Annotated in this window: 10 protein-coding genes and 1 riboswitch; of the genes, 2 read left to right on the top strand and 8 right to left on the bottom strand. The window is 66.6% G+C overall.

The features are described 5' to 3' along the window. Window positions 1–164: 164 nt before the first annotated feature. Window positions 165–1,826: an MFS transporter gene (locus ACM0PK_RS20870; protein WP_049412037.1), complete on the bottom strand. Its 1,662-nt coding sequence runs from the start codon at window positions 1,824–1,826 to the stop codon at window positions 165–167. A gap of 127 nt (window positions 1,827–1,953) precedes the next feature. Further along, window positions 1,954–3,381, bottom strand: a complete 1,428-nt coding sequence (locus tag ACM0PK_RS20865; RefSeq protein ID WP_032954652.1) for a DcaP family trimeric outer membrane transporter — start codon at window positions 3,379–3,381, stop codon at window positions 1,954–1,956. A 245-nt stretch (window positions 3,382–3,626) separates the two neighbouring features. Between ACM0PK_RS20865 and acs the strand changes: the two genes are divergently transcribed. Both acs and ACM0PK_RS20855 read left to right on the top strand, forming a co-directional pair. Continuing rightward, window positions 3,627–5,570 (top strand): acetate--CoA ligase, encoded by a 1,944-nt coding sequence (gene acs / locus ACM0PK_RS20860; protein WP_228336662.1) that lies wholly within the window; start codon window positions 3,627–3,629, stop codon window positions 5,568–5,570. 80 nt (window positions 5,571–5,650) lie between these two features. Beyond that, window positions 5,651–6,316 carry a response regulator transcription factor gene (locus tag ACM0PK_RS20855; RefSeq protein ID WP_111201069.1) on the top strand — a complete coding sequence of 222 codons (666 nt, stop codon included), beginning with the start codon at window positions 5,651–5,653 and terminating at the stop codon, window positions 6,314–6,316. A gap of 102 nt (window positions 6,317–6,418) precedes the next feature. Here ACM0PK_RS20855 and ACM0PK_RS20850 read toward each other — a convergent pair whose 3' ends face one another. The 6 genes from ACM0PK_RS20850 to ACM0PK_RS20825 all read right to left on the bottom strand — a co-directional run bounded on the left by ACM0PK_RS20850 (window position 6,419) and on the right by ACM0PK_RS20825 (window position 19,587). Next, window positions 6,419–6,874 (bottom strand): REP-associated tyrosine transposase, encoded by a 456-nt coding sequence (locus ACM0PK_RS20850; protein ID WP_111201068.1) that lies wholly within the window; start codon window positions 6,872–6,874, stop codon window positions 6,419–6,421. A 147-nt stretch (window positions 6,875–7,021) separates the two neighbouring features. Continuing rightward, window positions 7,022–7,597 carry a manganese efflux pump MntP gene (locus ACM0PK_RS20845; protein WP_053498787.1) on the bottom strand — a complete coding sequence of 192 codons (576 nt, stop codon included), beginning with the start codon at window positions 7,595–7,597 and terminating at the stop codon, window positions 7,022–7,024. Between the two features lie 89 nt (window positions 7,598–7,686). Further along, a riboswitch (yybP-ykoY riboswitch) is annotated at window positions 7,687–7,776 on the bottom strand. A 238-nt stretch (window positions 7,777–8,014) separates the two neighbouring features. Further along, entirely contained in the window at window positions 8,015–11,473 is a 3,459-nt protein-coding gene (locus ACM0PK_RS20840; protein ID WP_414607082.1) for a hybrid sensor histidine kinase/response regulator, read from the bottom strand. 135 nt (window positions 11,474–11,608) lie between these two features. Further along, window positions 11,609–13,756, bottom strand: a complete 2,148-nt coding sequence (locus tag ACM0PK_RS20835; RefSeq protein ID WP_414607083.1) for a S46 family peptidase — start codon at window positions 13,754–13,756, stop codon at window positions 11,609–11,611. Window positions 13,757–13,936: 180 nt separating this feature from the next. Further along, the gene (locus tag ACM0PK_RS20830; RefSeq protein WP_414607084.1) at window positions 13,937–17,794 is read right to left on the bottom strand and encodes a translocation/assembly module TamB domain-containing protein; all 3,858 of its coding nucleotides are present in this window, start codon (window positions 17,792–17,794) and stop codon (window positions 13,937–13,939) included. Then, window positions 17,791–19,587, bottom strand: coding sequence for an autotransporter assembly complex protein TamA (locus ACM0PK_RS20825; protein ID WP_032954656.1), 1,797 nt, complete (start codon window positions 19,585–19,587; stop codon window positions 17,791–17,793). Before ACM0PK_RS20825 ends, ACM0PK_RS20830 begins: the two co-directional genes overlap by 4 nt. Window positions 19,588–19,782 lie beyond the last annotated feature (195 nt).

Genomic DNA, 19,782 nt, shown 5'->3' with positions numbered 1-19,782 from the left:
GGCCGGCAACCCCATGAATCTTCGCAGACATGAACCTATTGCCGGCCAGCGGCCGGCACTACCGGAATGCGAGCCGAGTGGGCACGGTCGACAAACAGAAAGGCCGCGGTCTGCACCGCGGCCCCTGAAACCCGGTGGGTGCCGACCGTTGGTCGGCACGCCGGTTACTTGGTGATATCCACGTTCTTGGTCTCGCGCAGGAACAGGCCGCCGATCACCACCGACATCAGTGCGATCGCAATCGGGTACCACAGGCCGTAGTACAGGTTGCCGGTACCGGCCACCAGCGCGAACGAGATCGCCGGCAGGAAGCCACCGAACCAGCCGTTGCCGATGTGGTACGGCAGCGACATCGAGGTGTAGCGGATGCGGGTCGGGAACAGTTCGACCAGGTAGGCGGCGATCGGGCCGTAGACCATGGTCACGTACAGCACCAGCAGCCACAGCATGAAGATGGTGCCGGCGATGTTGATGCGCGCACCATCGGCCTTGGCCGGGTAGCCGGCGGTGGTCAGCGCGGTCTTCAGCTCCGCGCCGAACGCATCGGCCTTGGCCTTGCCTTCTTCCTTGGTCAGGCCAGCGGCCTCATACGAGGTGACGCTGGCACTGCCCACGTTCACCATCGCCAGCGAACCGGCGGCGGCGGGCTGCACGTCGTACGGCACACCGGCCTTGGTCAGCGCGGCGGTGGCCACGTCGCAGGAGCTGGTGAACTTGCGCAGGCCCACCGGATCGAACTGGAAGGAGCAGGTGGCCGGGTCGGCGACGACCAGTGCCGGGGAGCTGCTGCGCGCTTCTTCGATGGCCGGGTTGGCGAAGTGGGTCAGGCCCTTGAAGATCGGGATGTAGGTGATGGCCGCCAGCAGGCAGCCGGCCAGGATGATCTTCTTGCGGCCGATGCGGTCGGACAGCCAGCCGAAGAAGATGAAGAACGGCGTGCCCAGTGCCAGCGCTGCGGCGATCAGCAGGTAGGAGGTGGTGGCATCGACCTTCAGCATGCTGCTGAGGAAGAACAGCGCGTAGAACTGTCCGCCGTACCAGACCACGGCCTGGCCAGCCGCCGCACCGAGCAGGACGAGCAGCATCAGCTTCAGGTTGCCGCCCTTCAGGCTGTCGCGGAACGGGGTCTTGGAGCCCTTGCCTTCAGCCTTCATCTGCTGGAACAGCGGCGATTCGCTCAGCTGCAGGCGGATCCATACCGAAATGCCCAGCAGCAGGATCGACACCAGGAACGGGATGCGCCAGCCCCAGGCCTCGAACGCCTCGTTGCCCAGGGTCATGCGGCAGGCCAGGATGATCAGCAGCGACAGGAACAGGCCCAGCGTGGCGGTGCACTGGATGAAGCTGGTGTACAGGCCGCGCTTGTCGTCCGGCGCGTGCTCGGCCACATAGGTGGCGGCACCGCCGTACTCGCCGCCCATCGCCAGGCCCTGGGCCAGGCGCAGGATGATCAGGATCACCGGTGCGGCAAACCCGATCGAGGCGTAGTTGGGCAGCACGCCGACCAGGAAGGTCGAGATGCCCATGATCAGGATGGTGACCAGGAAGGTGTACTTGCGGCCGATGCGGTCGCCGAGGCTGCCGAAGAAGGCCGCGCCGAACGGGCGCACGAAGAAGCCGGCGGCGAACGCCAGCAGGGCGAAGATCATGCCCGTGGTTTCATTGACGCCACTGAAGAACTGCTTGGCGATGATGGCCGCGAGCGAGCCGTACAGGAAGAAGTCATACCACTCGAAGACCGTGCCGAGGCTCGAGGCGAAGATGACCTTCTTGTGGCCCTTGGTCAGGGTGCCCGCTTTATGTGCGGTGCTGGGTGTACTGGACATGGGACGCTTCCCCTCCGAAGCAATCGTTGTTGGTGGGTGCCGACCGTTGGTCGGCACTCAATTCGGTAGATGCCGACCTTGGCCGGCACCCCATCTCGGTAGGTGCCGGCCGCTGGCCGGCACGCTCTTAGAAGCTGTACTTCGTAGTGAACTGCAACCGGGTGATGTCACCCTTGTTGCCGTTCTCCACTTCGCGACGGCCATACATCAGCTCGGCGCCGATATCGACCTTGGGCAGCGGCGAATAGAAGATGTTGCCGCGGATGCTCTGCACGCTCTTGGTCACCAGCGGGCCGAGGATGCTGTCGTTGTCGTAGTCGCTGCGCGCGTAGATCAGGTTGGTGCGCAGCTTCGGCGAGAACGCATGCCGCCAGCCGACATAGCCGGCCAGCACGCCGGTCGGGTTGAGTTCGTCGCGGGCCACGTCATAGGCACTGTCGGCAGTGATGCCCAGGCCGATGTAGCGGGCGATGCCTTCGCCACCGGTCAGCTGGTAATGCAGCGAATCGCTGTCACCCATCACCCACTTGCCGCCCAGGGTCAGGCCGCCGGCCACCTTGTCGGCCTTCGCGCCGGTCGCCTGGTTGTCGACCTTCAACTGGCGGACGATGCCGCCGACACCGAAGGTGCCCCAGTCGCCCTTCCAACCATAGCGCAGGGTCAGGTCGGGCAGGCTGCCACGGTCGGAGTTGGCGCTGGCGTTGGTCCAGGCGCCGGTGACCGGGTTGCGGGTGCCGGTGAGGGTGGTGGTTTCCGGGTTTTCCAGCGCGACGCTGAAGCCACCCTGGGTGTAGCGCACCTGCGCCTGGCGCACGAAGATTACGCCGTCGGTGGGGCCGACGAAGTCGACCGCTTCGGGTAGTGCGGCCGCGTCCATGAAGTTGGACCAGGTCTGGCCGGCCAGCCAGTTGTTCCAGTACATGTAGGCGTGGCGCAGGGTCACGCCGTAGGTATTGGTGGCGGTCTGGTTGCCCAGCGAGTTGCCGAAGAAGTCCATCTCGAAGAACGCACCGGCCTTGTTGCCCGATTCGCTGACGTTGTCGATGCCCAGGTTGAAGCGCGAGAACTTGGCATGGGCGTTGAAATCGGTGCCCGACCGCTTGCCGCTGCCGCCGGCGCCTTCCACCGGGGTCTGGCCCGGCAGGTACAGCGAGCGGCCGGTGGCGTCGTCGGCCAGCTGGCCATCGCTGGTCTGGGTGGCCAGGAAGTCGGCCTTGATGAAGCCGCCGATCTTGACCGTGGTGCCCGGTGCCGCGCCCGGGGTGATGGTGGTGACCTGGATCGGCTGCTTGCCGGCCGGCACCTGTGCGACCGGCTTCTGCCCGGCCTGCACCGTGCGGACTTCGGTCACCGCCTGCTGGGTCTGGCTGATCTGGGTCTGTTGTTGTTGCTGCGAAGACAGCAGCAGCTGGACCTGGCGTTCCAGTTCGGCAACGCGTGCTTCCAGTGCCTTCTCTTTGGCGGTCTCTGCGAACGCCATGCCCGGTGCGACCAGGGCGACCAGCAGGCAGGCCGCCAAAGGTGTGCGCACGGCTTTCAACGTACGGTGGCTCATGTTGCCCTCTCTCCCAAGTGGCAAGGTGATGCCGCGCGTGGGGCACGGTCGAGCCGAGACTGCGGGGCGATTATGTATAGCGGCTATTCGCCATTGGTCGAACCCGGCCCTGCAGGGCGCTCACTTTCGACCATGGTCTAACCAGGGTGGTGACGCGGCCGGGGGTGGATGGGGCAAACTGAGGGGGATTGGTCGTTGCGATGCTGCGACCGCACATACAAAGTCAACGTGCAAGTGAGGGTGCCATGGCTGATATCTACCCCGTCGATCCGCAGTTCGCCGCCAAGGCACGCATCGACAAGAAGACCTATGAACAGCAGTACCAGGCGTCGGTAACCGACCCGGATGGATTCTGGGGCAAGGCCGCCGAGCGCCTGCAATGGATGCGCAAGCCGACGAAGATCAAGAACGTCAGCTACGACCTGTCCGACTTCCACATCAAGTGGTTCGAGGATGGTGAGCTCAATGCCAGCGTGAACTGCCTGGATCGCCAGCTCGAGACGCGCGGCGACAAGACCGCCCTGCTGTTCGAGCCGGACGGCCCGGATGCACCGGCCCAGCACGTGACCTATCGCGAGCTGTATGAGCGCACCTGCCGCCTCGGCAATGCGCTGCGCAACCTCGGGGTCAAAAAGGGCGACCGCGTCACCATCTACCTGCCGATGATCATCGATGCTGCGGTGGCCATGCTGGCCTGCGCGCGCATCGGTGCGATCCACTCGGTGGTGTTTGGTGGCTTCGCGCCGAACTCGATCGCCGACCGCGTCAGCGACTGCCAGAGCAAGCTGATCATCACCGCCGACGAAGGCTTGCGCGGTGGCCGCAGGATTCCGCTGAAGGCCAACGTTGATGCCGCGCTGAAGCTGCCGGGCACGAACACGGTTGAAACCGTGCTGGTGGTGCGCCACACCGGCGGCGCGGTGGACATGCAGGCCCCGCGCGACCGCTGGTTCCACGATGTGGTGGACAGCCAGCCGGCCACCTGCGAACCGGAACGCATGAACGCGGAAGATCCGCTGTTCATCCTCTACACCTCCGGTTCCACCGGCAAGCCGAAGGGCGTGCTGCACACCACCGGCGGCTATCTGCTGTACGCGGCCTGCACCCATGAAGCGGTGTTCGACCTGCGCGAGGACGACATCTACTGGTGCACCGCCGACGTCGGCTGGGTCACCGGCCACAGCTACATCGTGTACGGGCCACTGGCCAACGGTGCGACCTCGCTGATGTTCGAAGGCGTGCCGAACTATCCGGACACCTCGCGCTTCTGGAACGTCATCGACAAGCACAAGGTGACCATCTTCTACACCGCCCCGACCGCCATCCGTGCGCTGATGCGCGAGGGCGAGGAGCCGGTGAAGAAGACCTCGCGCGCGTCGCTGCGCCTGCTCGGCAGCGTCGGCGAGCCGATCAACCCGGAAGCCTGGCGCTGGTACTACGAGGTGGTCGGCGACAGCCGCTGCCCGATCGTCGATACCTGGTGGCAGACCGAGACCGGCGGCATCCTGATCTCGCCGCTGGCCGGTGCGATGGACCTCAAGCCGGGGTCGGCCACCCTGCCTTTCTTCGGCGTGCAGCCGGCGCTGGTCAATGCCGATGGCGAGATCCAGGACGGCCCGACCGAGGGCAACCTGATCATCCGTGACTCCTGGCCGGGCCAGATGCGCACGGTGTACGGCGACCACCAGCGTTTCATCGATACGTATTTCCGCACCTACCCCGGCAGCTACTTCACCGGCGACGGTTGCCGCCGCGACGAGGACGGCTATTACTGGATCACCGGCCGCGTCGACGATGTGATCAATGTGTCCGGCCACCGCATCGGCACCGCCGAAGTGGAAAGCGCGCTGGTCTCGCATCCGAAGGTGGCCGAAGCGGCGGTCGTGGGCTTCCCGCACGACGTCAAGGGCCAGGGTATCTACGCCTACGTCACCCTGGTGGCCGAAGAGGCGCCGAGCGATGAGCTGCACAAGGAACTGATCGCCTGGGTGCGCAAGGAGATCGGCCCGATCGCCACACCGGACCACCTGCAGTGGGCGCCGGGCCTGCCGAAGACCCGCTCGGGCAAGATCATGCGCCGCATCCTGCGCAAGATCGCCGAGAACGCACCGGACCAGCTCGGCGACACCTCGACCCTGGCCGATCCATCGGTGGTGGCGTCGCTGGTGGACGAGCGCAAGGTGCGATGACGTACGACCCGGGGTCGGATCCCTTTGCTCAAGGAAAGGGCTCTGACCCCATCTGCTTTCCCCCACGGTTCCCCCCGACCATGACCACCCTCCTGATTGCCGATGACCACCCGCTGTTCCGCGAAGCCCTGCGCGGCGCCGTGCAGCGGGTCATCCCGGGCGTGCAGCTGTTCGAGGCCGACAGCGTGGAAGCGCTGTACGCGCTGGCCGACCAGCACAACGACGCCGACCTGGTCCTGATGGATCTCAACATGCCCGGTGCGCAGGGCTTCAACGCACTGGTGCACATGCGCTCACTGCACCCCCAGCTGCCAGTGGTGGTGGTGTCCGCGCGCGAAGAAGCCACGGTGATGCGCCGCGCGCTCGACCACGGTGCGCTGGGCTTCATCCCGAAGTCTGCGGATTCGGACACCATCGGCCATGCGTTGGGCACCATCCTCGATGGCGAGACCTGGGCACCGCCGGAAGCGCACAACGTGCCGCCCACCGGCAGCGAAGAACGCGAAGTCGGCCAGCGCCTGCGCGAGCTGACCCCGCAGCAGTTTCGCGTCCTGCAGATGCTCGGCGCCGGCCGCTTGAACAAGCAGATCGCCTACGACCTCAACGTCTCCGAAGCGACGATCAAGGCCCACGTCACCGCCATCCTGCGCAAGCTCGGCGTGACCAACCGCACCCAGGCCGTGCTGATGGCCGGCAAGCTGGCGATCGACGACGACACCATCGTGCTGCCGCCGGAAGAAGACTGAAGGTGACGGACTGCGGAGCCGAGCATGGGCTCGGCTCTACAGGGGCATCATGACGTCTGTAGAGCCGAGCCCATGCTCGGCTGCTCTTTGCCTCAATACCAATCACTCCTCAAGCAACCATCGACTCCACACATAGGGGTATTCCTCGATGCGCGTGGCCAGCCCAGCACGCACGGGATTGGCCGCGATGTACATCGCCTGCGTGCGCAGGCACTCATCGCCGCGCAGCGCATGATCGTAGTATCCCGGCTGCCAGATCGGCGCGTTCGCCTCAGCGCGCCTGCCGATGGAACGCCCGCTCCGTGATTTGAGGATCTGCATGCAGCCGGCAAGCGTGCCGGTACGGAGTTCGAACAGCCAGTGCAGATGATCCGGCATCACCACCCAGGCGAGGGAGGAGGTCCGCCCCGTCCGCTCTACGGTGCGCAGGGCTTCGATCAGCAGATCGACGTTGGCCTTGTCACTGAACCAGGGACGACGCGCATGCGTCACCGTGGTAAGTGCATAGACATTGCCGGTATGCGACCAACGACCATAACGGAGTGCGGGACTGGCCATGCGAAGAGGCTATGGCACGCATGCCAGTCTCTCCATCAGTGCAACACCGCAATGCTTGTCAGCCAACACCCTGATGTAGAGCCGAGCCCATGCTCGGCTGCCATGCAAAGCAGCCGAGCGTGGGCTCGGCTCTACAGGTTTCCCTGCTCACCCCACGCCGTGCAGGTGTTCGTACAGGATCGTCGCGCCGATGATCACCAGGATCACGCCGCCGATGATCTCGGCACGCTTGCCGACCATGCTGCCCAGCACGCGGCCGAGCATGATGCCGACGGTGACCATGGTCAGCGTGCACAGACCGATGACGGCGGCCATCACGCCGATATGCACGTCCATGAAGGCCAGGCCGATGCCCACGGCCATCGCGTCGATGCTGGTGGCGAAACCGGTCAGCGCCAGCTTCCAGAAGCCGTGGTGCTGCGAAGGGTCTTCATCATCTTCGCCACTGTCCGGGCGCAGGCCGTTGTAGATCATGTGGATGCCCAGCGCGCCGAGCAGGCCGAAGGCGATCCAGTGGTCGAAAGCTTCCACGTACTGCAGGGCGGCACGGCCGAGCAGCCAGCCGATGATGGGCGTGATCGCCTCGATGACACCGAAGATGATGCCGGCGCGCAGCGCGTCACGGAACACCGGTTTGCGCATGGCGGCACCCTTGCCGATCGCGGCTGCGAAGGCATCGGTGGACATGGCAAAGCCGATCAGGAGGATCGAAATGGGGGACATTGGCGACTGCTGAAGGTCGGGCTAGGACGGACGCACGGCCGGCGCTCGCGCCCAACCTGACGTTGCGCGCGCGGGCCGCTGGTCTCGCCAACCATCATGGTTGTCCACGCCACGGCGCACTGGCCGAGTATGTTGACGTGGACGATTCCTGCGAAGGAATCCGGCTACTCCCCAAGGGGACGCGAAGCTTAGCATCGCGATCCACGCGTGGCGCATTTCCATCGAAACGCGCAGGCAGGGCTGGTTTGTATAGCGATGGCTATATCAGCACGTCGCTGCGCGCGGGCTCGGCTCTACAGAGGGCCCCCGCAACTGGATTTTTGTAGAGCCGAGCCAATGCTCGGCTGCTGTTCGGCCGGCCCACGGAACACCATGTCCCGCGCAGCAGCCGAGTGCGGACTCGGCTCTACATTGCCATCAGGCATCGCTGTTGCCGGCGTCGCGCAGCGCGCCCAGGAAGGCGCGCAGCGAGGCCGGCTTGATCGGCTTGGTCAGCACGCGGTAGCCGCGTTCGCGCGCCATCCGCTTCAACTCGTCGCGACCATCGGCGGTCAGCAGCGCGCCGGGCAACGGGTAGCCCGCAGCCTCGCGAAGTGCCACCAGCGCATCCAGGCCATCCATGCGGTCGTGCAGGTGGTAGTCCACCAGCATCACCTGCGGTCGCTCGGCGATCTTCTCCAGCGCCTGGTCGACAGTGGCGGCAGTGATCACCTGCACCTGCCAGCGGCCGAGCAGTGCGCGCATGCCGTCGAGGATTTCCTCGTCGTTGTCCACGCACAGCACCCGCAGGCCCGCCAGCGAATCGCTGCGCACCGGTGTGGCCACGGCCTGGGTCGCCTTGGCAGGCTCGGTGTAGCCGGGCAAGGGCGCAACCCGCGGCAGGATGATCGAGAACATCGAGCCACTGCCAACGCGGCTGCGTGCATTGAGGCGATGGTCGAGCAGGCGCGAGATGCGCTGGCAGATCGACAGGCCCAGGCCCAACCCCTGCTCGCCCCAGTCGAACGGCTGCTGGTAGCGGTGGAACTCGTCGAAGATCTGCCGCATGTGGTGTTCGGGAATGCCCGGGCCGGTATCCCACACCTGCAGTTCCACCTCGTCGCCGCGCTGGCGCACGGCCAGCACGATGCGCCCCTGGCGTGTGTAGCGCAGCGCATTGGCCAGGAAGTTCTGCAGTACGCGGCGCAGCAGGCGGCGGTCACTGCGCACCCAGGCCGGACGCGTGAACAGGTCCAGGCGCAGGCCACGGCCTGCGGCCACCGGCGTGTACTGCGCGGCCAGCTCGCGCATCAACGCACTCACATCGAACTCGCCGATCACCGGGTGCAGGCCACCGGCATCCAGCCGCGACACGTCCAGCAGGCCATCAAGCAGTTCTTCGGCCGCACGCAGCGACGCATCCACGCGCTCGGCAAGATGCTTCTGCTCGTCGCTCACGTGATCACTGTCGCGCAGTGCCGAAGCGAACAGGCGTGCTGCGTTCAGCGGCTGCAGCACGTCGTGGCTGATCGCCGCCAGGAAGCGCGTCTTCGACTGCTGCGCGACCTCGGCCTCATGCGAGCGCTCGGCCACGCGCTGTTCCAGCGTCTCGTTGGCTTCAAGCAGCGCCCTTTCAGCGTGCTTGTAGTCGGTGATGTCGTTGTAGCTGGTCACGTAACCGCCGCCGGGCAGCGCCTGGCCGCGCATCTCGATCACCTTGCCGTCGCTGCGGGTGCGCTCGAACACGTGCGGCGAACCGGCGCGCATGTAGCCGATGCGGCGGTTGATCTGCACTTCGATATCGCCCTCGCCCAGCTCACCGCGCTCGGCGTTGTAGCGGATCAGGTCGGCCACCGGGCGGCCCACGTAGAGCATGCCGTCGGGGTAGCCGAACATGTCCTGGTAGCGGCGGTTCCACGCGGTGAGGCGCATGTCCGGATCGACCACGCTGACCCCGGCGCTGATGTTCTCCAGCGTGGTCGACAGGATCTCGCGGTTGAAGCGCAGTTCCTGCCCGGCTTCGTCCAGCACTGCCACCACTTCGCCCAGGTCCATGCCCGAGCCACGCAGCAGGCTGGTCAGCAGCAGGCGTGCGGACGCCGCGCCGATCGACGCGGCCAGCAGGCGCTCGGTGAACTGCACCCACGGGCGGTCTGCAGGCGCGGAGGATTGCAGTTCACGGCCCAGTGACTGCGCCTGCTCGAAGAACGAACGCCGCGCATGACGTTCGCCGACCACGCGCGAGGCCAGTGCCAGCAGGTCGCCCACATGCACATGACCGGGCCAGCCACCGGCCACCGACGGGCGCTCGGCATACGGGTCGAGGAACGGTGCCGCACGCAGGCGCTCGTCGACGCCGGGCCGCCAGCGTGCGGACACCAGCATCATCGTGGCCGCATTGACCAGCAGCGACCAGAACGTGCCGTGGGTCAGCGGATCCCAGCCGGACATGCCGAACAGCTGCTGCGGACGCAGCCATTCGATGCCGAACGGACCGTGCTGCACCCAGCCGGCATCAACCCAGCCGGCCATGGTCATCGCTGGCAGCAGCAGTGTGTACAGCCAGGTCGCGAAGCCGAGCAGCATGCCCACCTCGACACCACGCCGGCTGGCACCGCGCCAGTACAGGCCGCCGATCAGGCCGGGCGCGAACTGCGCCACCGCCGCGAACGCCATCAGGCCGTACGAGGCCAACGTGCTGTCGTTGCTGCTGGTGCGGTAGTAGCTGTAGGCCATCAGCGCCAGCAGCAGGATCGCCAGGCGGCGGATCCACAACACGCGCGAGGCGACGTCAGCGGCTTCCTGGTGGTCACCGCTCCGACGCAGCAGTACCGGCATCACCAGATCATTGCTGACCATGGTCGCCAGCGCGATGGACGAGACGATGACCATGCCGGTGGCCGCCGAGAAGCCGCCCACGTAGGCGATCAGCGCCAGCGCATTGCGGCCTTCGGCCAACGGCAGGGCCAGCACCATCGAGTCGTCGGCGACGCCGCCGCCGGTGCCGAACAGGGTCACGCCGGCGGTGGCGATCGGCAGCACCATGCCCGAGATCAGCACCAGGTAACCGCCGAACATCCAGCGCGCGCGGCGCACGTCGCGCACGTCACCGCACTCGACCACGGCCACGTGGAACTGGCGCGGCAGGCAGATGATGGCGAGGAAACTGAGCAGGGTCTGCGAGATGAAGCCGACCGGCGGCAGGCCGGTGAACAGCGTATGCACCGACTCGACCACCGCGTCGGTGCGGTTGCTCAGCCACAGGTAGGCGAACACGCCCACCGCCAGCATCGCCAGCAGCTTGATCACCGATTCAAAGGCGATCGCCAGCATCATGCCGTGGTGGTGCTCGGTGGCATCGACCTGGCGGGTACCGAACAGGGTGGCGAACAGCGCCATCAGCAATGCCACGTATAGCGCCGGGTCGGTGAAGAACCCGGTCGGGCCGGTGTTGCCGGTCAGCACCTGCAGGCTCATCGCCACCGCTTTGTACTGCAACGCCAGGTACGGAATGATGCCGATCAGCGCGATGATCGCCACCAGCGCCGCCAGCCGCCGCGAGCGACCGAAGCGCGAGGAGATGAAATCGGCGATGGAGACCACGTTCTGGCTGCGTGCGATCAGCGCCAGGCGCTCGATGATGCGCCAGCCGAACAACAGCAGCAGCAGCGGGCCGATGTAGATCGGCAGGTAGCCCACGCCATTGCGCACGGCAGTGCCGACCGCGCCGTAGAACGTCCACGACGAGCAGTACACCGCCAGCGCCAGGCTGTAGACGACCGGCCGCAGCCACGGCCGGTCGGGGTACATCGGCCGACGGTCGCCCCACCACGCCACGCCGAACAGCAGCGCGGCATAGGCAACCGAGACCAGCAGCAGGACCCAACTGGAGACCACGCGTGTGTTTCCGTCGGAGGAACCCGCAGTGTAGGCCAGGCGCGGCCGGGTGTACGGGCTCGTTGGGGGCAACCGCCCCCACCAGTGTGGGGGCTTACGCGGTGCGGGCCACGACCGTGGGTCGTGGCCGGCTTCTTACTGGGCCGGCACGCCCATTTCCTTCAGCAGTTCCGGCGCCGGGTAGACCTTGGCCAGCAGCCAGCGCAGGTAGCGCATGTCCACGTGCACGGCACGCTTGTAGCGCGGGTCGAACCACCAGCTGGCGCTGACCGACTCCCAGTTGCTGTCAAAGTTCAGGCCGATCAGTTCGCCCTTGGCATTGAGCACCGGCGAGCCGGAGTTGCCGCCGGTGGTGTCCAGGTTGGTCAGGAAGTTGACCGTCTGGGTCTTCAGTGCCGGATCGGCGGTGCTGCCGAAGTCACCCTTGGCGATCGCGGCCAGCAGCGGCTTGGGTGCGTCGAACGGATAGGCGTTGGTGTTCTTCTCGACGATGCCGGCCACGGTGGTCACCGGCGAGTAGGTCACGCCATCGCGCGGGTGCAGTGCCTCGACCTTGCCGTAGCTGATGCGCAGGGTGCGGTTGGCATCCGGGTACACGGCGCGGCCCTGCTTGGCACGCCAGGCGAACAGCGCCTGCATGTAGGCCGGGCGCAGGCGCAGCTGCTCGCCCTCGCGGGTCTTGCTTTCGTTCTCGATGCGCAGCTGCGCGGCCACCAGCGGGCCGGCCACGGCGATCAGCGGATCGGCGGCCAGGGCCTTGCCTTCGCGCGCAGCCGCGAAGCGCGACAGGCGCTGCGCCTCGTCACCCAGCTGGGTGCCGGCGTACAGGGTATCCAGTGCCTTGGCCAGCTGCTGCGGGGTACGGCCGAAGGCGGCGTCGAACTCGGCCACGCGCTGCGCGTCCGGCAGCTGCTGGTAACGGGTCAGCAGGGTGGTCAGCAGGGCCTTCTCGACCTCCGGTGTGTAGCGGCGCTGGACCTGCTTGAGCACGCCTTCGATCATCGCCTGGTCGCGCTGCTGGTAACCGCTCTCGCGCTGCGCGTCCGGTTTGGCCGATTCGATGCGCAGGCGCTCCAGCAGCAGCGCCGAGCGCAGCAACTGGCTCTGTGCGGCCATCTGGTCCAGCAGCAGGTCACGCTCGCCCACCGCCGCGCCCTGTGACAGGTTGGCCAGCAGCGCCTTGATGTCGCTCTGGTACCTGCGGTCGGTGGCGGCCAGCATCGCGGTCTCGTCGGCGGCACGCTGGGCCTTGGCGTCGCTGCGCAGCAGACCTTCCAGCTCACCGGCGGCGCGCTTGCGGTTGTTCTTCAGCGACTGCAGCTGCGAAGCGTAACGGGTACGTGCCTGCGCGTCCTTGGCAGTTGCCGCCTCGATAGTGTCGATCATCTGCTGGAACACCGAAACGCGGCGCGGCAGCACGGTGTCGATCTGGCCGGCGAATTCTGCCGCGGTACGGTGGCGGTAGGTGATGCCCGGATAACCGGCCAGCATCGCGTAGTCGCCCTCCTTCGGGCCCTCCACCGACATCTGCAGGTGTGCCGGCGCCTGGTAGGGCACGTTGTCCTTGCTGTAGGCGGCCGGCTTGCCGTCCTTGCCCACATAGGCGCGCAGCAGGGTGAAGTCGCCGGTGTGGCGCGGCCACATGAAATTATCGATCTCATCGCCATAGTTGCCGATCGCACGCGGCGGCGCGTACACCAGGCGCACGTCGCTGAGTTCCAGCTGGGCGATGCGGTAGAAGTCGGTGCCGTAGTACATGTTGGCCACCGAGCAGCGCACACTGCCATTCTTCTCGCACTCGGCCACGATCTGCTTGCTGGCGGCATCGACGGCATCGAAGTAGGCACGGCCGGTCTTGCCGCGGGCCTGCGCCAGCACCTGGTCGGTCACCTTGTCGAAGCCGACGGTGACCAGCACGCGGAAGTCCGGGTTGGCCGGGCGCTCGTCGGCACGGCCGTTGGCGATGAAGCCACCAGTGATCAGGTCGTGCTCGGGCGAGCTGTTGTACTGGATCACGCCCATCGCCACGTGGTGATTGGTCAGCAGCAGGCCGTCGCTGGACACGAACGAGCCGGTGCCGCCGCCCGCGCGCACCACCGCGCTCAGCGGCGGCGCGGTGACATTGGCCAGGTCGGCCGGATTGCCCTTGAAACCTGCGGCCTGCAGCGGCTTGGCCAGCTCCGGCAGCTGCGTCGGCATCCACATGCCTTCATCGGCGTGGGCACCGGCGGCGAGAGTCAGGCCCAGGGCCAGGGCGGTGGGAAGGGCTTTGCGTGGTGACATGAGGCAATCCGGTACGACAGAACAGCCCGGGACCATAGCCGCTGGGGCCGGATGGGGCAACGGCCGATGGTTGGGGGCACGTACCTGTAGAGCCGAGCCCACGCTCGGCTGCTCTTCCTTCAACCCGCGCTGCGCGCAGAAGCCGAGCATGGCTCGGCTCTAAAGGGATGCCACGGCGGGTTACTTCTCCCGCCGCCAGTTGATCGAACCACGGTTTTCCACCGTGCTCGACTCCACTTCCACATCAAACCCGCGGCGCAGCAGGTACTTCAGCGTGATCACCGAACCGGCGCCCACCAGCGACACGCCGTAACCCACGTAAAGCTTGGGCGAGATGTACTTGCCGACGCCGATCACCGAACCACCCAGCGCGCGCGACTGGCTCACGCCGGCATCATCCAGGCCCAGCTTGGCACCCAGCTGCGAGGCGAGCAGGCCACTGCCAGCCGAGAGCGCCGCCGAGGCCGCGTTGACCTGCTGCGCCTGGTCGCTGCTGGCGCCGGTCAGGCTGCGTCCCAGCACCAGATAGGCCAGTGCCTCGGACTGCGACATCGCCGGATCGGACCACACGTCGGCACGCGGTTGCTGGGCACGCCCGGTCACGTCGATTCCGGCGGTGACATCACCGATCCGGCGCTCGGCGCGGATGTTGATGCGCGGGTCGGACACCGCGTTGTAGTTCCAGTTGAGGTTGCCACGGGTGATGGTCAGGTCCTGACCATACGCCTTGTAGCGTCCACTCACTTCCAGCCCGCCATTGGCGGTCATTTCGCGGCCGGGCTTGGCCCAGACCTGCATCTTGCCGGTCAGCGCGCCCTTCAGGCCGAACCCGGTCATCTTCACCTTGTCGCCGAGGCTGACGGTCAGGTCCATGTCCAGCGGCGAGGTGCGCGACTCTTCCGGATCGGCCGGGTCGAGCACCACCACGTCTTCGGATACCGAGGTGCCGCGGTCCAGGCGTTCCAGATCGATGTCGGCCTCGGGCACATGCACGGTGCCACGCAGCTCCATCGCTGCCTTGGCCAACGTGAAGTCGAGGTTGGGGTTGGCGACGATGCGCAGTTCGCTGGTGTTGGACAGCAGCACGTTCTCGCCATGGATCTTCAGCTGCAGCGGCTGCGCATCGCCGAACCACGACAGGCCACCGTCCACGTACAGCGTGCCCTGGCCGGAGTTGGCCTGCGCGGTGATCTTGGCCGAACCATCGGGCTGGGCCACGAAGCTGCCCTTGCCCTGGTCGAAGGTCAGGCCGAGCGCCGGGAATTCACCCTTGAAGTTGCTCAACTGTGCGTCGCCACCCAGCGACGGCTGGCCTCGCGTCCCGCGCAGGCTGACGTGGCCTTCGATCAGGCCGGTCGGTCGCACGATGTCCGGCGAGAACAGCTCCAGCCAGTACAGCCGCGACATGTTGAGGTAGAGCTCACCATTCAGCGGCGCACTGGCTTCCCAGCCGGTCTGCATCCTGGCGTCGACGAAGCCATTGCCCTGGAAGCCCATGCCCAGGTAGCCCTTGATGCTGGCCGGGGTCATGTCGAGCTTCAGCGAGAACTGGTCATAGCGCACCAGCTCGCCGCGGGTGGTATCGCCCACAGTGTTGCGGTTCTCGCCCAGGCGCACGCCGCCTTCCTTCGAGCGCACTTCCACATGGCCTTCCCAGGCGTTGCCGCGCGGGCGGATCTGCGCGTCCAGGCTGACATCGCCGCGAAGGTAGATGCGCCGGCCGGACTGCGGCGGCAACCACGGCTGCACCAGCGCCAGTGGCAGCGCGTCGCTGCGCACCACCAGGCCTTCGCGCGGCCAGTTGACCTGTGCGCACAGCGCGCCGCTGCTGGCCGCGGCCAGGCAGGCTTCGGACAGCGTGTAGGTGCTGCCGTTGATCGCGAACGCCGCCGGTGCACGCAGCGCCCAGGCATCACCCTTCACCGGTGCGATGCGCAGCGACGCCAGCTCGCCACGCCACTGCGTGCCCTGCTGGCGCACGCTGCCCTGCAGCTCGACCGCACCCATCTCGTTGCGGGTCTGCGCAGCCAGGCGCAGGTTGGACACACTGCCCTGCGCGTCGATGTTCAGCCGCTCCAGCAGCATGCCCGCGTTGACCTGCTGGCCCTGCACCGCCAGCGTGCCGCTGTCGCCGCGCCACGGCAGGCGGCCCTTGATGCTCACGCTCTCGGCGCCGTAGCCATCCCAGTTGAGGTTGTTGCCGACCAGGTCGGCGGTGATGTCCGGCGCATCGCGCGGGCCCTTCACCTGTACCTGTCCACGCAGGCCGCCATCGGCGCCGGGCAGCAGATCGCTCAGCTGCAGCGGTTCGAAACGCGCGTCGATGTCGAGGCGGTCGCCGACCTTGCCCGACGCGGTCACCCGGCTGCTGCCCAGCGCCAGCTTCAGGTCGCCCTGGCCCTGCGCGCCCTGCAGCGCGAACTTGCCCTGTGCGTCGAGATTGCGCTGGCGCAGGATGCCCTTCAGCGACGGCAGGTCGACGGTGGCTTCCAGCGTGCCGGCCGTGCCCGGCGGCGCGTTTGCTGGCGGCGGCAGCTGGCGGCCCTTGGAGGCCAGGTTGCCGGACAGGCGGCCATTCCAGCCTGGCACGAAATAGCCGGGGTCGAAGTCCTTCAGCGTGGCCTTGGCGTCCCAGTCCAGCTGCGGCGCCCAGGCCACCTGGCCTTCCACCTGCAGCTGGCCACCCGGCGTCTGCGCCTGCAGCTGGTGGATCGACGCGGCCTGGTCGTTGCCGCGCACATCGAAGTGCAGCTGCGCCTTCTGCTTTTCGCGTTCGACCTCGGCACGGCCGATCGCCGCCCAGGCCTTCAGGGTACCGGCCAGGCCGAAGCGTGCTTCCTTCAGAGTGACCGGCACCGGTGCGCTGCCGGCGGTGTTCGGATCGGGCGCCGGTACATAGCTCAGGTCACGCGCGACCACCGAGAAGTTGAGTTTCTGCTGGTCTTCCTGGCTGAAATCGGCGGTACCCTCCAGGCGGGCTTCGCCACCGAGACCCTTCAGCAGCAGCGGCGAAACCTTCAGCACCTGGTCCTGCAATGACACCACGGACGGTGCCAGTTCCAGTTCCTGCTCGCCCTGCTTCACCTTGCCACGCAGGCTGGCATTGCCGCCCTTGCCAGCAGCAGTGAATTCCAGCGACAACGGCGTGATCGCCGAGCTCGCCAATGCCGGCGACAGCAGCGCCAGATCGAGCTCGTCGCTGCGCACGCTGGCATTCCACGTCGGGTCGGTGCGGCCATCGAACACCAGCATCGCGTGCAGCGGCTTCGGTGCACGCCCGGCCACCGCCACTTCCATGTGCGACAGGTCACCGCGGGCGACCAGGCCGACGGTAGCGGCCGTGCGCCCACGCGGTGCCGGCAACACCGCCGTCACCGTCACGTCGGTGTCGTAGTCCTTGGCCGGGATGTAATGGCCTTGGGCAGTGAAGTTGCCCATGTCACTGTCCACCACCAGCTTGTGCGCCTGGAACTCGCCGTTGGCGATCTCGATGCCGCCGCGCACGCGGCTGATGTCGATCACCGGTTCGTTGGCCTGGCTGATGCGGAAGCCATCGATGGCGATGGCATCGGCCTGGATCGCCAGCGGCATCTCGATCTGCGGCAGGGAATCGGGCCAGGACGGCAGCTTGAACGGCTCATCGCTCTTGGCCAGGTTCAGCGTCGCGTTGGTCAGCTCCAGCTTGTCCAGCAGCAGCTTGCGGCCCAGCAGCGGGCGCAGGTCCGGCTCCAGGTGCGCACGCTCGGCGTGGAAATGGATGTCGTCATAGCGGAAGTCGACGTTGTACAGGGTCAGCGGTCCGGCCACCGGACCCTCCACCTTGTCCCAGGTGAAGCTGGCACCCACCGGCAGCCGCGCCACCACCTGGGCCAGCAGTACGTCACGGCCGGCCACGGTCTGCAGCAGCCAGTACACCGCCAGCAGGGCCAGCAGCACCAGGCCGATCACGCCGGCGCCGGACCATGCCCAGAAGCGGCGACGGCGATAGAAACGCACGCGTGGCGGCGGGGTGTTCGGGGTCGGTGCGGGCGTGCTCACAGGTCCGCTCCGATGTTCAGGTACAGCTGGAACTGCGAATCCGGGTTGTTCAGGCCGTGCGCCACGTCGATGCGCACCGGGCCCACCGGCGATTTCCAGCGTACGCCGAAGCCGACGCCGGTATGCAGGTCGATGGTGTTGTCGAAGGCACTGCCGGTATCGACGAACACCGCCGCACCCCAGGGGCCACCGTTGAAGTAGTGCTCGTACTCGGCCGAGCCGATCACCAGGTTCTTGGCACCCAGCGCGTACTTGTCCGGCTTCGGCGTACGCGGGCCGACCTCACGGTAGGCGTAGCCGCGGATGCTGCGGTCACCACCGGCGAAATAGCGCAGGCTCGGCGGCATCGCCACCAGATCGCTGGTCCAGGTGGTGCCGCCCTCGCCGCGCAGGATCAGGCGATTGCTTTCACCCACCGGGATGTACCAGCGCAACACGGCGTTGGCCTGCACGAAGCTGGTATCCGAGCCGGCGCCTTCCACGCCGGCACGCACCGTCGCCGCGCCGCTGATGCCCTTGCGCGGGAACATCTCGTCGTCGACGTTGACGTAGTCGGCAACCATCTGCGGGTACACCAGCGTCGAGGTGTTGTAGACGGCGTCGGTGAATTCGGTGCCGGAGGCATAGCGCCAGCGCTCGCGCAGCGCGTTGATCGAGGCGATCGCGGTCCAGTGCTCGTTGATCTCGCCGCTGCGGCTGGCGATCAGCTTGAAGTTGCGCAGATCGATGTAGTCGGTCTGCTCGTCGTACGCGCTGGCGGCGAAGGTGTACCAGCCATCAAGCCAGTTGAAGGCCGGAATGCGGTAACTGGTGACCAGGCTCTTGCGCTTCTGCGCATAGTCCAGCTGCGTGTTCATCTTGTGGCCGCGGTTGTTCAGGAACCGCCGCTCGATGCCACCGCGCACACCCGGGCCGCTCTCGCTGCCGTAGCTCAGGCCTGCGGTGTAGATGGTGCGCTTGGCCCGGGTCAGCTTCACGTCTACCGGCACTTCGCCGTTTTCATCGGCCTGGTCCGGGCGCGGCTGGATGTCGATCACGCTGAAGTAGTCCAGCTTGGTCAGCGACTCGCGCAGCCGGTCCAGCTTGCCCTCGTGGTAGTAGCTGCCCTGGTCCCAGTACACCAGTGGATCGAACAGCTTGTCGACGAAGTAATCCTGCTCGAAGCGCACCGGGCCCATGTTGTAGCGGCGGCCGCTGTCCCAGGTCAGGTCGATGTCGGCGGCGTTGTCGGCGCGGGTGATCTGCACCTGGCGCTGGGTGTAGTCGGCATCGAAGTAGCCACGCTCGGCCAGGCGCCGGGTGATGGTGATCTTGCTGGCTTCGTACTGGGTGTGCTCGAAGCGCTGGCCCTTGCGCGGCTTGAAGGCGGCCAGGTCGTCCTGCAGGTACTGGTCGTACATCGCCGGGCCGGTGATGTCGATGTGCTCGCGGCGCACGGTCACCGGGGCGCCCTTGTCGACATGGATCAGCACGCGCACGTGCTCATCCTCGCGCGGCGCCTCGACCTTGATCACCGGGTTGTAGTAGCCGAATGGCTCCAGCGCCTGGCGGGTCTGCCGCTCGGCCTGCGACAGCAGGTACTCCAGGCGCGATTCGCCCTGCTCCTTGCCGATCGTGTCGTACAGCGACAGCGATTCCTGGATGTTCTCGATGATTGCGGCGTCGTCGCCCTTGTCCAATCCCTTGATGTCCACCTTGTCGATGGTGCCGCGCGCATGGACCACGGAAGTGGCGGCCAGCGACAGGACCATCAGCGGCAGGGCGTATTTCTTTGGCTGCATGCGGCACAGCATACCGACCGGAGGTGACGATGCGAAATGCATCACGTCATTGCGGATCGGTTGTTAAGTGGCGGTCAAAATACACCGCAAGGTGTCGATTGTCGCAATCGACCAATCAGGATGCCGGCATCGTCCACGATGTCGGCAATGACCCCGATAGACAACGCCGGCGATGTTCCGGTAGTGCCGGCCGCTGGCCGGCAACCC

This window comes from Stenotrophomonas sp. FR010, from assembly GCF_047520755.2.
Classification (GTDB): domain Bacteria; phylum Pseudomonadota; class Gammaproteobacteria; order Xanthomonadales; family Xanthomonadaceae; genus Stenotrophomonas; species Stenotrophomonas sepilia.
This window is presented reverse-complemented; position numbering and strand designations above follow the sequence as displayed.

Excerpts from the sequence above, each read along its gene's own strand:
- ACM0PK_RS20835 (WP_414607083.1), bottom strand. The coding sequence starts at position 13,756 with ATGTCACCACGCAAAGCCCTTCCCACCGCCCTGGCCCTGGGCCTGACT.
- ACM0PK_RS20825 (WP_032954656.1), bottom strand. The coding sequence starts at position 19,587 with ATGCTGTGCCGCATGCAGCCAAAGAAATACGCCCTGCCGCTGATGGTC.
- ACM0PK_RS20865 (WP_032954652.1), bottom strand. The coding sequence starts at position 3,381 with ATGAGCCACCGTACGTTGAAAGCCGTGCGCACACCTTTGGCGGCCTGC.
- ACM0PK_RS20855 (WP_111201069.1), top strand. The coding sequence starts at position 5,651 with ATGACCACCCTCCTGATTGCCGATGACCACCCGCTGTTCCGCGAAGCC.
- acs (WP_228336662.1), top strand. The coding sequence starts at position 3,627 with ATGGCTGATATCTACCCCGTCGATCCGCAGTTCGCCGCCAAGGCACGC.
- ACM0PK_RS20850 (WP_111201068.1), bottom strand. The coding sequence starts at position 6,874 with ATGGCCAGTCCCGCACTCCGTTATGGTCGTTGGTCGCATACCGGCAAT.
- ACM0PK_RS20870 (WP_049412037.1), bottom strand. The coding sequence starts at position 1,826 with ATGTCCAGTACACCCAGCACCGCACATAAAGCGGGCACCCTGACCAAG.
- ACM0PK_RS20845 (WP_053498787.1), bottom strand. The coding sequence starts at position 7,597 with ATGTCCCCCATTTCGATCCTCCTGATCGGCTTTGCCATGTCCACCGAT.